General features: G+C 53.8%; 14 protein-coding genes. 7 read left to right on the forward strand and 7 right to left on the reverse strand.

The window, feature by feature from the left end:
• The first annotated feature begins 312 nt into the window (after window positions 1–312).
• The 6 genes from nikA to nikR are packed head-to-tail and all read left to right on the forward strand — an operon-like array spanning window position 313 to window position 5,635.
• Window positions 313–1,887: a nickel ABC transporter substrate-binding protein gene (gene nikA, locus A7Z29_RS12120; RefSeq protein ID WP_105290293.1), complete on the forward strand. Its 1,575-nt coding sequence runs from the start codon at window positions 313–315 to the stop codon at window positions 1,885–1,887.
• Window positions 1,887–2,831, forward strand: coding sequence for a nickel ABC transporter permease subunit NikB (gene nikB / locus A7Z29_RS12125; protein WP_000947092.1), 945 nt, complete (start codon window positions 1,887–1,889; stop codon window positions 2,829–2,831). Before nikA ends, nikB begins: the two co-directional genes overlap by 1 nt.
• A complete protein-coding gene (gene nikC / locus A7Z29_RS12130; protein ID WP_097482345.1) occupies window positions 2,828–3,661 on the forward strand; it encodes a nickel ABC transporter permease subunit NikC in 834 nt (277 codons plus the stop codon). Before nikB ends, nikC begins: the two co-directional genes overlap by 4 nt.
• Window positions 3,661–4,425 carry a nickel import ATP-binding protein NikD gene (nikD, locus tag A7Z29_RS12135; protein ID WP_105290294.1) on the forward strand — a complete coding sequence of 255 codons (765 nt, stop codon included), beginning with the start codon at window positions 3,661–3,663 and terminating at the stop codon, window positions 4,423–4,425. Before nikC ends, nikD begins: the two co-directional genes overlap by 1 nt.
• The gene (nikE, locus tag A7Z29_RS12140) at window positions 4,422–5,228 is read left to right on the forward strand and encodes a nickel import ATP-binding protein NikE (RefSeq protein ID WP_000173713.1); all 807 of its coding nucleotides are present in this window, start codon (window positions 4,422–4,424) and stop codon (window positions 5,226–5,228) included. Before nikD ends, nikE begins: the two co-directional genes overlap by 4 nt.
• 5 nt (window positions 5,229–5,233) lie before the next feature.
• Window positions 5,234–5,635, forward strand: coding sequence for a nickel-responsive transcriptional regulator NikR (nikR, locus tag A7Z29_RS12145; protein WP_001190062.1), 402 nt, complete (start codon window positions 5,234–5,236; stop codon window positions 5,633–5,635).
• 119 nt (window positions 5,636–5,754) lie between these two features.
• Here nikR and A7Z29_RS12150 read toward each other — a convergent pair whose 3' ends face one another.
• From A7Z29_RS12150 to A7Z29_RS23735, 6 genes are all read right to left on the reverse strand, one after another.
• Entirely contained in the window at window positions 5,755–6,114 is a 360-nt protein-coding gene (locus A7Z29_RS12150) for a type II toxin-antitoxin system HicB family antitoxin (RefSeq protein WP_000593555.1), read from the reverse strand.
• Window positions 6,111–6,386: a type II toxin-antitoxin system HicA family toxin gene (locus A7Z29_RS12155; protein ID WP_001260301.1), complete on the reverse strand. Its 276-nt coding sequence runs from the start codon at window positions 6,384–6,386 to the stop codon at window positions 6,111–6,113. The genes A7Z29_RS12150 and A7Z29_RS12155 overlap by 4 nt, the downstream gene beginning before the upstream one ends.
• 72 nt (window positions 6,387–6,458) lie before the next feature.
• Complete coding sequence (locus tag A7Z29_RS12160; RefSeq protein WP_024212598.1) at window positions 6,459–7,583, reverse strand: ABC transporter permease; 1,125 nt, start codon at window positions 7,581–7,583, stop codon at window positions 6,459–6,461.
• A complete protein-coding gene (gene rbbA / locus A7Z29_RS12165; RefSeq protein ID WP_105290295.1) occupies window positions 7,583–10,318 on the reverse strand; it encodes a ribosome-associated ATPase/putative transporter RbbA in 2,736 nt (911 codons plus the stop codon). Before rbbA ends, A7Z29_RS12160 begins: the two co-directional genes overlap by 1 nt.
• Entirely contained in the window at window positions 10,315–11,382 is a 1,068-nt protein-coding gene (locus A7Z29_RS12170) for an HlyD family secretion protein (RefSeq protein WP_105290296.1), read from the reverse strand. The genes rbbA and A7Z29_RS12170 overlap by 4 nt, the downstream gene beginning before the upstream one ends.
• A 62-nt stretch (window positions 11,383–11,444) precedes the next feature.
• Window positions 11,445–11,558 (reverse strand): hypothetical protein, encoded by a 114-nt coding sequence (locus A7Z29_RS23735; protein WP_286135342.1) that lies wholly within the window; start codon window positions 11,556–11,558, stop codon window positions 11,445–11,447.
• A 495-nt stretch (window positions 11,559–12,053) separates the two neighbouring features.
• Between A7Z29_RS23735 and A7Z29_RS12175 the strand changes: the two genes are divergently transcribed.
• Complete coding sequence (locus A7Z29_RS12175; protein ID WP_105290305.1) at window positions 12,054–13,106, forward strand: DUF2776 family protein; 1,053 nt, start codon at window positions 12,054–12,056, stop codon at window positions 13,104–13,106.
• Window positions 13,107–13,205: 99 nt separating this feature from the next.
• On the opposite strand, the gene A7Z29_RS12180 is transcribed toward A7Z29_RS12175, so the two are convergent.
• Complete coding sequence (locus A7Z29_RS12180; protein ID WP_000439175.1) at window positions 13,206–14,399, reverse strand: BaiN/RdsA family NAD(P)/FAD-dependent oxidoreductase; 1,194 nt, start codon at window positions 14,397–14,399, stop codon at window positions 13,206–13,208.
• Window positions 14,400–14,487 lie beyond the last annotated feature (88 nt).

The following is a 14,487-nucleotide window of genomic DNA, read 5'->3' on the forward strand; positions in this document are numbered from 1 at the left end:
CTTGAAATCGATGACTCAACATGAGCGGGCGCAGTTTTCCCCGTTTTTAGGGAAGGTAGTGGGATTATCACCGTATTTTACCCTCACCCCAACCCTCTCCCTGAAAGGGAGAGGGGGCACACCGTGCAATGAGTGGCGATTGCAGTTGCAGTCACAAAAGCGCACGGACCATCCCCTCGCCCCTTTGGGGAGAGGGTTAGGGTGAGGGGAACAGGCCGCCCCCAGGCCGCATATGCAGAGTCACTACCAGATTTCAACATAGCGAATCGTCGCCATACTTATTTCGCCAACTATTTATCCATTGGGGCTACTATGTTCTCCACACTCCGCCGCACTCTATTTGCGCTGCTGGCTTGTGCGTCTTTTATCGTCCATGCTGCCGCGCCAGATGAAATCACCACCGCCTGGCCGGTGAATGTCGGGCCACTAAACCCGCACCTTTACACGCCTAACCAGATGTTCGCCCAAAGCATGGTTTATGAACCGCTGGTGAAATACCAGGCAGATGGTTCGGTGATCCCGTGGCTGGCAAAAAGCTGGATCCATTCGGAAGATGGCAAAACCTGGACCTTCACCCTGCGCGATGACGTGAAATTCTCTAACGGTGAACCATTTGATGCAGAGGCGGCGGCAGAAAACTTCCGCGCAGTGCTCGATAACCGCCAACGTCACGCCTGGCTGGAGCTGGCAAACCAGATTGTTGATGTCAAAGCACTCAGTAAAACGGAGCTGCAAATCACCCTGAAAAGCGCCTACTATCCTTTCCTGCAAGAACTGGCTCTGCCCCGCCCTTTCCGCTTTATCGCCCCCTCGCAGTTTAAAAACCATGAAACCATGAACGGGATTAAAGCGCCAATTGGCACCGGGCCGTGGGTTTTGCAGGAATCGAAACTGAATCAGTACGATGTCTTCGTCCGTAACGAAAACTACTGGGGCGAAAAGCCGGCGATTAAAAAGATCACCTTCAACGTGATCCCGGATCCGACCACTCGCGCAGTAGCTTTCGAAACCGGTGATATCGACCTGCTGTACGGAAACGAAGGGTTATTACCGCTCGATACCTTCGCCCGCTTTAGCCAGAACCCGGCTTACCACACCCAACTGTCACAGCCGATCGAAACCGTGATGCTGGCGCTCAATACCGCCAAAGCCCCCACCAACGAGCTGGCAGTACGTGAAGCTCTTAATTACGCGGTAAACAAAAAATCGCTGATTGATAACGCGTTGTATGGCACTCAGCAGGTCGCCGACACCCTGTTTGCCCCTTCCGTGCCCTACGCTAATCTCGGCCTGAAACCGCGCCAGTACGATCCGCAGAAAGCGAAAGAGTTGCTGGAAAAAGCCGGTTGGACGCTGCCTGCGGGCAAAGACATCCGCGAGAAAAATGGTCAGCCGCTGCGCATTGAACTGTCGTTCATCGGCACCGATGCGTTAAGCAAATCGATGGCGGAAATCATTCAGGCTGATATGCGCCAGATTGGCGCAGATGTCTCGCTGATTGGCGAAGAAGAGAGCAGTATCTATGCTCGTCAGCGCGACGGTCGTTTTGGCATGATTTTCCACCGCACCTGGGGCGCGCCATACGATCCACACGCCTTCCTGAGTTCAATGCGCGTACCGTCACACGCTGACTTCCAGGCACAGCAAGGATTAGCCGACAAACCGCTGATTGATAAAGAGATCGGCGAAGTGCTGGCGACCCATGATGAAACACAACGTCAGGCGCTGTATCGCGACATTCTGACCCGTCTGCATGACGAGGCGGTTTATCTGCCTATCAGTTACATCTCAATGATGGTGGTATCAAAACCGGATCTGGGTAACATCCCCTACGCGCCGATCGCCACCGAAATTCCGTTCGAACAGATTAAACCGGTGAAACCTTAATGTTGCGATACGTATTACGCCGCCTTCTGCTGCTGATCCCGATGGTGCTCGCCGCCTCGGTGATCATTTTTCTGATGTTGCGCCTCGGCACCGGCGACCCGGCGCTCGACTATTTGCGTTTATCTAACCTGCCGCCGACGCCGGAGATGCTGGCCTCTACCCGCACCATGCTGGGACTGGATCAGCCGCTGTACGTCCAGTACGGCACCTGGTTGTGGAAGGCGCTGCATCTTGACTTTGGTATCTCATTCGCCAGCCAACGCCCGGTGCTCGACGATATGCTGAACTTCCTGCCCGCAACATTGGAACTGGCAGGCGCGGCGCTGGTGTTAATTCTGCTCACTTCCGTGCCGCTCGGTATCTGGGCGGCGCGCCATCGCGACCGCCTGCCGGATTTCGCCGTGCGTTTCATCGCGTTTCTTGGCGTCTCAATGCCTAACTTCTGGCTGGCGTTTTTACTGGTGATGGCGTTTTCGGTGTATCTGCAATGGCTACCCGCGATGGGCTACGGCGACTGGCAGCACATCATTTTGCCGGCGGTTTCCATCGCCTTTATGTCGCTGGCGATTAACGCGCGGCTGCTGCGCGCCAGTATGCTCGACGTCGCCGGTCAGCGTCACGTGACCTGGGCACGGCTACGCGGGCTTAACGCTAAACAGACCGAACGCCGTCACATCCTGCGCAATGCCTCGTTGCCGATGATCACCGCCGTGGGGATGCACATCGGCGAACTGATCGGCGGGACGATGATTATCGAAAACATCTTTGCCTGGCCGGGGGTAGGACGCTATGCGGTGTCGGCGATTTTTAACCGTGACTATCCGGTAATTCAATGCTTTACGCTGATGATGGTGGTGGTTTTTGTGGTCTGTAATTTGATTGTTGATTTACTCAACGCCGCGCTGGACCCGCGTATTCGTCGTCATGAAGGAGCGCACGCGTGAACTTTTTCCTCTCTTCCCGCTGGTCGGTACGCCTGGCGCTGATCATTATCGCCCTGCTGGCGCTGATTGCGCTCACCAGCCAGTGGTGGCTGCCGTATGACCCACAGGCGATTGATCTGCCGTCGCGCCTGCTCTCGCCGGATGCGCAGCACTGGCTGGGCACCGATCACTTAGGGCGTGATATTTTCTCGCGGCTGATGGCGGCGACCCGCGTGTCGCTCGGTTCGGTAATGGCCTGCCTGCTGCTGGTGCTGACATTAGGGCTGGTTATTGGCGGCAGCGCCGGACTGATTGGCGGACGCGTTGATCAGGCCACCATGCGCGTCGCCGATATGTTTATGACCTTCCCGACGTCGATTCTGTCGTTCTTTATGGTTGGCGTGCTCGGCACCGGGCTGACCAACGTAATTATCGCCATCGCCCTGTCGCACTGGGCGTGGTATGCACGCATGGTGCGCAGCCTGGTGATTTCACTGCGCCAGCGCGAGTTTGTGCTGGCATCACGGCTTTCTGGCGCGGGCCATGTGCGGGTGTTTGTTGATCATCTGGCAGGTGCGGCGATCCCCTCGCTGCTGGTGCTGGCAACGCTGGATATCGGCCATATGATGCTGCACGTCGCGGGGATGTCCTTCCTCGGCCTCGGCGTGACCGCACCGACCGCCGAATGGGGCGTGATGATTAACGACGCACGTCAGTATATCTGGACCCAGCCGCTGCAAATGTTCTGGCCGGGGCTGGCGCTGTTTATCAGCGTGATGGCCTTTAACCTGGTGGGTGACGCACTGCGCGATCATCTGGATCCTCATCTGGTGACGGAGCACGCACACTAATGCCGCAACAGATTGAACTACGTAATATCGCGCTACAGGCCGCGCAGCCGCTGGTGCACGGCGTATCGTTAACCCTTAAACGCGGGCGTGTGCTGGCGTTAGTCGGCGGTAGCGGCAGCGGGAAATCACTGACCTGCGCCGCGACGCTGGGCATTCTGCCCGCAGGCGTTTGCCAGACGGCGGGAGAAATTTTAGCCGATGGCAAACCGGTTTCGCCCTGCGCGCTACGCGGTATCAAAATTGCCACCATCATGCAGAACCCGCGCAGCGCCTTTAATCCGCTGCACACCATGCACACCCACGCGCGGGAAACCTGCCTGGCACTGGGGAAACCCGCCGATGACGCCACGCTTATCGCTGCCATAGAAGCGGTGGGGCTGGAAAACGCCGCGCGCGTGCTGAAGCTGTACCCGTTCGAGATGAGCGGCGGTATGTTGCAGCGCATGATGATTGCGATGGCGGTGCTGTGCGAATCGCCGTTTATCATCGCCGATGAACCAACCACCGACCTTGATGTAGTAGCGCAAGCGCGCATCCTCGATCTACTGGAAAGCATTATGCAAAAACAAGCGCCGGGGATGCTGCTGGTCACCCATGATATGGGCGTAGTAGCGCGTCTGGCGGACGATGTGGCGGTAATGTCTCACGGCAAGATTGTTGAACAGGGCGATGTAGAAACGCTGTTTAACGCCCCCAAACATACGGTGACGCGCAGCCTGGTTTCCGCTCATCTCGCCCTCTACGGTATGGAGCTGGCATCATGACTTTACTTAACGTCTCCAACCTTTCACATCACTATGCGCACGGTGGATTCAGCGGTAAGCACCAGCATCAGGCGGTACTCAATAACGTTTCTCTGACCCTGAAAAGCGGTGAAACCGTCGCCCTGCTGGGACGCAGTGGCTGCGGAAAGAGTACCCTCGCGCGGCTGCTGGTAGGCTTAGAGTCGCCCTCACAAGGGAATATTAGCTGGCGTGGCGAACCGCTGGCGAAACTCAATCGCGCGCAACGTAAAGCGTTCCGCCGTGATATTCAGATGGTGTTTCAGGACTCCATCAGCGCCGTTAACCCACGCAAAACCGTGCGCGAGATCCTGCGAGAACCGATGCGCCACCTGCTATCGCTGAAAAAAGCCGAACAACTGGCGCGCGCCAGTGAAATGCTGAAGGCGGTAGATCTCGATGACAGCGTGCTCGACAAACGCCCACCGCAATTAAGCGGCGGTCAGCTCCAGCGCGTCTGCCTGGCGCGCGCGCTGGCGGTCGAACCGAAACTGCTGATTCTGGATGAAGCCGTTTCTAACCTTGATCTCGTGTTACAAGCGGGCGTCATTCGTCTACTGAAAAAGCTACAACAACAGTTTGGCACCGCCTGCCTGTTCATCACCCACGACTTACGCTTGGTGGAACGTTTCTGTCAGCGGGTGATGGTGATGGACAACGGACAAATCGTCGAAACCCAGGTGGTGGGAGAGAAATTAACTTTTTCCTCTGACGCCGGACGTGTGCTACAAAACGCGGTATTACCCGCATTCCCCGTGCGCCGTCGCGCCACTGAAAAGGTTTAACGCAAATGCAACGAGTCACCATCACGCTTGATGACGATTTACTGGAGACGCTGGACAGCCTGAGCCAGCGTCGTGGCTATAACAACCGTTCCGAAGCTATCCGCGATATTCTGCGCAGCGCCCTGGCGCAGGAGGCCACCCAGCAGCACGGCACACAAGGTTTCGCAGTGCTGTCGTATGTGTATGAGCACGAAAAACGCGACTTAGCCAGCCGTATTGTCTCCACCCAGCATCATCACCACGATCTCTCGGTCGCCACACTGCATGTCCACATTAATCACGACGACTGTCTGGAAATCGCCGTGCTGAAAGGTGACATGGGTGACGTGCAGCATTTTGCCGATGACGTTATCGCCCAGCGCGGCGTGCGACACGGGCATTTACAGTGCTTGCCGAAGGAAGATTGAGTTATTTCTGAAACGCGGAAAGAAAAGATATTAACTGAACTTAATTTATAAAATTAAGTTCAGTTGCATAGATAGATCCTGTAAAGGCAGATGTTCTGCGTAATGAACGCCGCTAAAATTTATAAATGATTCAAACGCTCATTCAGCGTTTCAATAATATAGGTATTAACAGAGACTTGTTGCTGCGCAGCCGCATTATTAAGGCGTTCACTCAGCGATTCTGGATAGCGTAACGTAAAGGTCTTAATCTTTTCTGTACGCGCATAAGGCTCAATACCCGCAGCTTTACAATCCTCAAGATACTCTCGCAGGGAAAGCTCCCCCTCTTTTTGCAGCCCCTGAATGCTGTCAGAGACAAAATCACAATAACCTGACAAGCCCAGGAATTTGCCACGAAATGCATTCAGTTCTGGCACATAGGTAATTACAGCAGGTTGCCCGGCAATCTCCATAGAATTTGGCGTCTTCAGTTTGATCATGGTTTTACCCCTATACTTAGTAACCAGTCACGCACGCTTTCTACAGCGCCTTTATCGGTATCTGGCGACGGATGAGGCCGATGGAAACACGCAACGCTCATATTTAGTATGAACTTACAACGCGAGCCTCTTCCTTCCTTAATTTCTCCGCCTAATGCTTTAACCAGTGACTCTATATCAGACCACTTAATCCCTTGAGGAACAGGAGATTTAAATATTTGATCCAATGTATTTTTTTGTTTCTTCCGTAAAGCCTGTACCTGTGTTCTCATGGCATGTCCTTATGACTTCACTTTATGACATCAATAGTATGACATCACAATATGAAGTCAAGTTTCCCTTCCTTACGCCATTGTTCCAATCGTCTTTCTGAATCGCAGCAGCGCGATGGTGAAAAACGCGCCGCCAATTGCCATCAGCGTCAGGAATTGCGGCCAGACGATTTCGAATCCGGCACCACGGTAGAGAATGGCCTGCGCGAGGCTGACAAAGTGTGTCGTCGGCATGGTCAGCATAATGTCCTGCACCATCTGCGGCATACTTTCGCGCGGCGTGGAACCACCGGAAAGCATTTGCAGCGGCAGCAGCACCAGAATCACCAGCAGCCCCAGTTGCGGCATTGAGCGCGCTATCGTCCCCATGAAAATGCCGATTGACGTGGTGGCAAACAGACTGAGCGCCACGCCAAGCATAAACAGCGGGATCGAGCCTTCTATCGGTACGCCCAGCACGCCTTTTACCATCAGCACCAGCGATAATCCCGACACCACCAGCACCACCAGCCCCATCGACCAGACCTTCGCCATCATGATCTCAAACGGCGTTATCGGCATCACCAGTAAATGTTCCACCGTGCCGTGTTCACGCTCGCGGATCAGCGCCGATCCGGTCAAAACAATCGCCAGCATGGTAATGTTGTTGATGATCGCCATCACCCCACCAAACCACGCGGGATCGAGATTCGGGTTAAAGCGCATCCGGGTTTCCAGCGATACCAACGGTTCGCTGTTATCACGGTAGCGCGCGACAAAGCTGTTCACTTCACCGTTGATAATATTCTGGATATACCCGTTGCCAGTGAATGCCTGGCTCATGCGCGTGGCATCGACGTTCACCTGAATATCCGGCTGGCGTCCGGCGAGGACATCACGCTGAAAATTAGGCGGAATATTTACCGCAAAGGTATAGCGCCCGGCGTCCAGTCCGGCATCCATCTCATCGGCAGTGATCATCTCCGGCGGCAAAAACCACGGGCGGTAGAAGCTGTTAACGATCCGGTTCGACAACTGCGATTGATCCATATCGGCAATGGCGATCGGCGCCAGATTTAACGATCCTGGCGTGACGGTTGCCGACGAGTACACCGACACCGTAAACGAGAAGATAATCAGCGTCAGCATTGCTTTATCACCAAGCAGGCTGCGCAACTCTTTGATACCCAGATTAAAAATATTGCGTAAATGGCGCATCATCCCTCCTGTTTTTTCAGCAGCAGGATGCTTAAGCCCATCACCAGCGGTATGGCTATCAGCAACGGGATAAAAAGTTGCCACAAGTCCGTCAGATCCAGCGCCTTCGAAAACGTCCCGCGCGCGATAGTCAGAAAATGACTGGTAGGATAAACCTCGCCGATCCAACGCCCCGGCCCTTCCAGCGATGCCACCGGATCGATCATCCCGGAAAACTGCGTCGCCGGAATCAACGTGATAATCGCCGTACCGAAAATGGCGGCAATCTGGCTCTTCATAAAAGTGGAGATCAGCAGCCCCATTCCGGTGGCAATGATGATATACAGCAACGCCGCCAGGGTGAGCGTCAGGAAGCTGCCTTTATGCGGCACACCAAACACAAACACCGACAAGGCGCAGAGCAGGAAAAAGTTCAGCATCCCCAGCGCGATGTACGGTAGCTGTTTGCCGAGCAAAAATTCGCTACGCGTGGTGGGGGTCACGTAAAGGTTGATAATCGACCCCAACTCTTTTTCCCGCACCACGCTAAGGGCGCTTAGCATTGACGGGATCATCATCAGCAGAAGCGGGATCACCGCCGGAACAATCGCTGGCAGGCTTTTTACGTCCGGGTTATAGCGATAGCGCGTCTCAATATTCATCAGTCCGCTTTGGCTGGCGGGCGTCGATTGCCGGCTCGCCACATCCTGTAACCAACTCTGGTGCATCGCCTGCACGTAACCTTTTACCGTTTCGGCACGGCTGGGCATCGCACCGTCGATCCAGACACCGAGCTCCACAGGCGTACCACGCGCGATATCACGCCCGAAATTGGGCGGGATCTCAATCGCCACCGTGATATCGCCCGCACGCATCCGGCGGTCAAGTTCGTCATAACTGGTGAGCGGCGGCTGTTCGATAAAGTAACGGGAACCGGAGAGATTGAGCGTCCACGCCTGGCTGCTGACGGTCTGGTCGCGGTCGAGCACCGCAAAGCGCAGGTTTTCCACATCCATACTGATGCCATAGCCCATTATCAGCATCAGGATCACCGTTCCCATCAGCGCCAGCGTCGAACGCACCGGATCGCGTCGCAGTTCCAGTGCTTCGCGGCGGCTGTAGCTAAACAGACGGCGCAGGCTAAATCCCTGACGCGGCGCATGGGTAGCGTTGCGCACCACGGGCGGTGCTTCGGCTTCGTTGCTCTGCCCCGCCGCCTCCTGCAAACAGGCGATAAATGCCTCTTCCAGACTGGCGGCTCCGCGTTTCTCAACCAGTTCCTGCGGTGTACCGCTGGCGAGCACTTTTCCGGCGTGCATCAGCGAGATACGGTCGCAGCGTTCCGCTTCGTTCATAAAGTGGGTGGAGATGAAAATGGTCACTTTGTCCTGGCGCGAGAGATCGACCATCAACTGCCAGAACATATCCCTCGCCACCGGATCGACGCCAGAAGTAGGTTCATCGAGGATTAACATCTCCGGGCGATGAATCACCGCCACCGCCAGCGAAAGCCGCTGGCGAATGCCGAGCGGCAATGACTCCGGCAGCACATCTTCAACGTCATTGAGCTTAAAACGCTCGCTCATTTCAGCCACTCGCGCAGGAATTTCCGCTTCCGGGATGTGAAACAAACGAGCATGTAACTCCAGGTTTTGCCGCACGGTGAGTTCGTTATAGAGCGAAAACGCCTGCGACATATACCCCACCCGACGACGGGTATCAATATCTTTTGGATCAACCGGTTGCCCAAACAGCCACGCCTCACCTTCGCTGGCGGGCAGCAGCCCAGTAAGCATTTTCATGGTGGTGGATTTACCGCAGCCGTTCGAACCGAGGAAGCCAAAAATCTCCCCGCGTGGAATGCGGAAATTGACGTGATCAACGGCAACGAAGGAACCAAAACGCATGGTCAGATCGCGCGCTTCGATGGCAATCTCTGCGTTTTCAGGTTGATACGGTGGGATCACTACCGCCTGATGCGCCTGGCGTTGCGCTTGCGGTAACAGATTAATAAATGCTTCTTCCAGCGTGGCGCTTTGCGTTTGCTGACGCAGTTCTTCGGCGCTACCGGTCGCCAGCACTTCTCCGGCATTCATCGCCACCAGCCAGTCGAAGCGTTCGGCCTCTTCCATATAGGCGGTGGCGACCAGCACGCTCATATTGCTCTGCCGCTGGCGAATACTGTCGATGAGATCCCAGAACTGAGCGCGAGAGAGCGGGTCAACCCCCGTCGTTGGCTCATCAAGAATCAACAATTCCGGGTCGTGGATTAACGCACAGCATAGTCCAAGTTTTTGCTTCATCCCGCCGGAGAGCTTTCCCGCCGGACGATCGCGAAACGGTGCTAACCCGGTGCTGGTCAGCAGCTCATTAATTCGGACTTCCCGCTCCGCTTTGTCGTGGCCAAACAGGCGGGCGAAAAAATCGACGTTTTCATACACCGACAAGGTGTGGTAGAGATTTTTTCCCAGCCCCTGCGGCATCCAGGCGATACGCGGGCAGACGTCGCGGCGATGCTTCGGGTCGCGCATATCGCCGCCCAGCACGATCACGTTGCCCTGCTCAATGACGCGGGCACCGGAAATCAGCGATAACAAACTCGACTTCCCGACGCCGTCCGGGCCAATCAGCCCGACCATGCAGCGTGCCGGAATATCGAGAGTGATATTGTTCAGCGCAACGGTTTTTCCATAATGCTGGCTCACGCCCGCCAGTTGCGCGACAGGCGGAACGGGAGCCAGTTCCAGATGCGTCATTGCGGCAACCTCACCACCAGGTCTTCAGGCCACGGACGTTCTTCGTTCACCCGCACCCACGCCACGCCCGGCAAACCGGTTTTGACATATTCCAGATGTTGCTGGAGTAATTCCGGTGGGATACGCGCTTTGACGCGGAACATCAGTTTCAGCCGTTCATCGCTGGTTTCGACGGTTTTTGGCGTGAACTGGGCGACGCTGGCGACAAAACTGATGGTCGCAGGAATACGCAGATCTGGCGCGGCATCGAGGATCAGCCGTGCTTCTCCGCCTAGTTTCAGCGTACCCGCCTGTTCGGTTGGCAGGAAGAAGGTCATATAAACGTCGCTCAGATCGACCATATTCAGCACCCGACCGCCTGCCGCCAGCACTTCGCCTGGCTCAGCAACCCGATACTGCACACGCCCATCGCGCGGGGCTTTTAGTTCACTGTCATCGATATCTGCGGCAATGCGCCGTTCAGTGGCTTGCGCGGCTTCGACGCGGGTTTGCGCCTGAATGATATTGGTGCGTGCTGCTTCTATAGCCGCTTTAGAAGCCGATACCTGGGCTTTTGCCGATTCCAGCGCAGCACGGGCGCTTTCGGCGGCGGCGCGGTCGTCATCCAGTTGTTGCGCAGAAATAGCTCCACGATGGGCGAGCGAGCGGGAACGCGTATGACGTTTGGCAACGGAGTCCAGTTCGGCCTGTCGTTGATTGACCAATGACTGCGCGGCACGAGTTTCACTTTGCCGCTGTTCCAGCAAAGCCTGCGCGGCGGCAACGGCACTTTGCGCCTCTTTGATTTGCGCGATGGCTTCCAGTCGCTGCTCCTGCAACACGCGAGTGTCCATCTTCGCCAGCACTTCGCCTTCGCGGACAAACTGCCCCTCTTTCACCAGAATGGTGTCAATACGTCCGGCAATTTTACTGGCGATATCCACTTCCGTCGCTTCAATGCGACCATTACTGACGGCAAAACCCTCCGGTACACCTGCCGGGCGCAATAACCACCACGCCACGACGGCAGCAACCGCCAGTAACCCGACAACCCACCACGCCAGATGGCGCTTAATCTTATCCATAATCGACCCGCCATAATCCCTGTAAGTAAACGACGCGTGTTACAGCAGCCGCCGAACGATGTTCAGCGGATTCTTCCATCCGGGATGAGAAGGAAACGGCATATACGACCAGGGCGCCGCAAGATGAGCGCCAACGGGGAAAGCTTAGTGAAAACGGGTAGTAATGTTGTCATCATCAGCATTCCTGGCCGTAAATGAAACACGCATACTCATAATTGAAATCAATTAAATACTAACAGTTATATTCATGTTGTCTATTTGATTACAATCAGCTTGTGATACATCACGATGTTCTACATTTCGATTACGTTTTTAACCCAAAATATCCTTAACAGGAACGGTGACTATCACGCAGTGTTATTATTCTCTTGTGTACAAATATCTTACCAAAAGGTAATAAGGTATTTTTGCGAAAAGAGGGTGGATGAGAAAAAGCAGCGTTTTAAGCAACGATGAAAAATAAGGAAAAGATATTCATTCAGAATTAGCTGTAGGATAAATATTTATTTGCCAGCATTAACTCGCCTATAAAATTCAATACTCAGAACAATAAATCCGGTTATAGTAAAGTTACTTTTTACAATTAGTGGTATCTCATTGTTATATTTAATTGACTAAAAATACTACTTACACGCTTTCTGACATTAGCGGAAACGCATATGGAGATTGAGATGAACATATATATCGGATGGTTGTTTAAATTAATCCCTTTGATAATGGGTATAATATGCATCGCGTTAGGTGATTTTGTATTAGCAGGTTCTGGGCAAAGTGAATATTTCGTTGCAGGGCATGTTTTAATTTCTCTTTCTGCAATATGCCTGGCGTTGTTCACTACTGCATTTATTATCATCTCTCAGTTAAATCATGGTGTGAATAAATTCTACAACACGCTATTTCCTATTATTGGTTATTCAGGTTCCGTTGCAACGATGATTTGGGGATGGTCTCTGCTGGCAAGTGATAATGTGATGGCGGATGAATTTGTTGCCGGGCACGTTATTTTTGGTGTTGGGATGATTGCCGCCTGCGTATCAACCGTCGCGGCATCTTCCGGGCATTTTCTGCTCATCCCGAAAAACGCAGCAGGGAGTAAAAGCGATGGAACTCCGCTTCAGGCTTATTCTTCGTTTATTGGTAATTGCTTAATTGCCGTGCCACTACTTCTGACTCTCTTTGGTTTCCTCTGGTCAGTTGCGCTTTTGCGTAGTGCAGATATTCCAGCGCATTATGTTGCAGGCCATGTATTCCTGGGGCTAACGGCAATTTGCGCTTGTCTTATTGGCCTGGTCGCCACTATTGTTCATCAAACGCGGAACACATTCTCAGCGAAAGAACATTGGCTCTGGTGTTATTGGGTTATTTTGCTCGGCTCACTTACCGTTATTCAGGGTATCTACGTATTAATCAGTTCAGATGCAAGCGCCCGTCTGGCACCCGGCATTATTCTCATTTGTCTGGGGATGATCTGCTACAGCATTTTCTCCAAAGTGTGGCTGTTGGCGTTAGTCTGGAGACGCACCTGTTCGTTAACCAACAGAATACCAATGATACCGGTATTTACCTGTCTGTTTTGCCTATTCCTCGCGGCGTTCCTTGCTGAAATTGCGCAAATCGATATGGCTTACTTTATTCCCTCGCGAGTTTTGGTGGGCTTAGGTGCAGTGTGTTTTACGCTGTTTTCAATCGTTTCTATATTAGAAGCGGGTTCAGCGAAAAAATAATAGAAAAGGCTTTAGATAAGGTGTCGAATGTCTTATCTGGGCTTTATTCAGGTTAATCCCCCCTGGTTACACCACGAAAACGAGGGGGCATTTTGCTTCTTATTCTGCCGCCAAATCCTGCGCACAAGCCCACGCACTCGACCATGCCCACTGGAAGTTATAGCCCCCCAGCCAGCCGGTGACGTCCATCACTTCACCAATGAAGTACAGCCCCGGCACTTTGCGCGCTTCCATTGTCCGTGAAGAGAGTTCGTTGGTGTCCACTCCGCCGAGCGTCACTTCGGCGGTGCGATAGCCTTCAGTGCCGTTAGGTTGTACGCGCCAGTCGGTCAATGTGGTAATCAGCGCCTGTTGATCACGCACGTTGAGCTGTTTTAGCGAGACATCCGGGATTTGCCCGAGTTGTTGTAACCGTTCAACCAACCGTTTCGGCAGATGAACCGCCAGGGTGTTCTTCAGGCTCTGGTTTGGATGTGCGTTACGCTGCTCATTAAGGAAGGTTTCGAGATCCACATCCGGTAGCAGATTGATGCTGACAAATTCTCCCGGCTGCCAGTAGCTGGAAATCTGTAATACCGCAGGGCCGGATAAGCCACGATGAGTGAAGAGTAAGTTCTCGCGGAATACAGTGCCGTTTTCAGCGGTGATCACCGAAGGCGCCGCCACGCCTGCCAGCACCTGTAACTCTTCCAGCAACGGTTTATGCAGAGTGAATGGCACCAGGCCAGCGCGGGTGGGCAACACGTTGAGGCCAAATTGTTCGGCAATCTTATAACCGAACGGCGATGCGCCCAGACCAGGCATCGAGAGGCCTCCGGTGGCAATGACCAGTTTATCGCAGCCGACGGTCATACCGTTCAGTTCAAGCGTAAACCCCGTTTCATCCTTTGCCACACTCAGCACTTCGCTGCGCAATCTGAAGGTCACATTACCCTTTTCACACTCATCCACCAGCATGTCGACAATCTGCTGTGCAGAGTCATCACAGAAGAGTTGCCCTAACGTTTTCTCGTGCCAGGCGATGCCGTGTTTATTGACCAGATCAATGAAATCCCACTGGGTAAAACGCGCGAGTGCAGACTTACAAAAATGCGGATTCTGGCTCAGATAGGCGCCAGGCTCGACATAAAGGTTGGTAAAGTTGCAGCGTCCACCGCCAGACATGAGGATTTTGCGCCCCGGTTTTTTACCATTATCAATCAGCAAAACTCTGCGTCCCGCCTGACCTGCCAGCGCAGAACAGAACATACCAGCCGCACCAGCGCCTATAATAATGGCATCAAACCTTTCCACGTTGCGCTCCTCTTAGAAAAAACGGGCGTGAATTGTAAAGATTCCTCAGTGGTCGCACCAGCATCAATATTACTTAGGGGAAGTATTT

It is taken from the genome of Escherichia sp. MOD1-EC6842 (assembly GCF_002965705.1).
Taxonomy (GTDB): Bacteria; Pseudomonadota; Gammaproteobacteria; order Enterobacterales; family Enterobacteriaceae; genus Escherichia; species Escherichia ruysiae.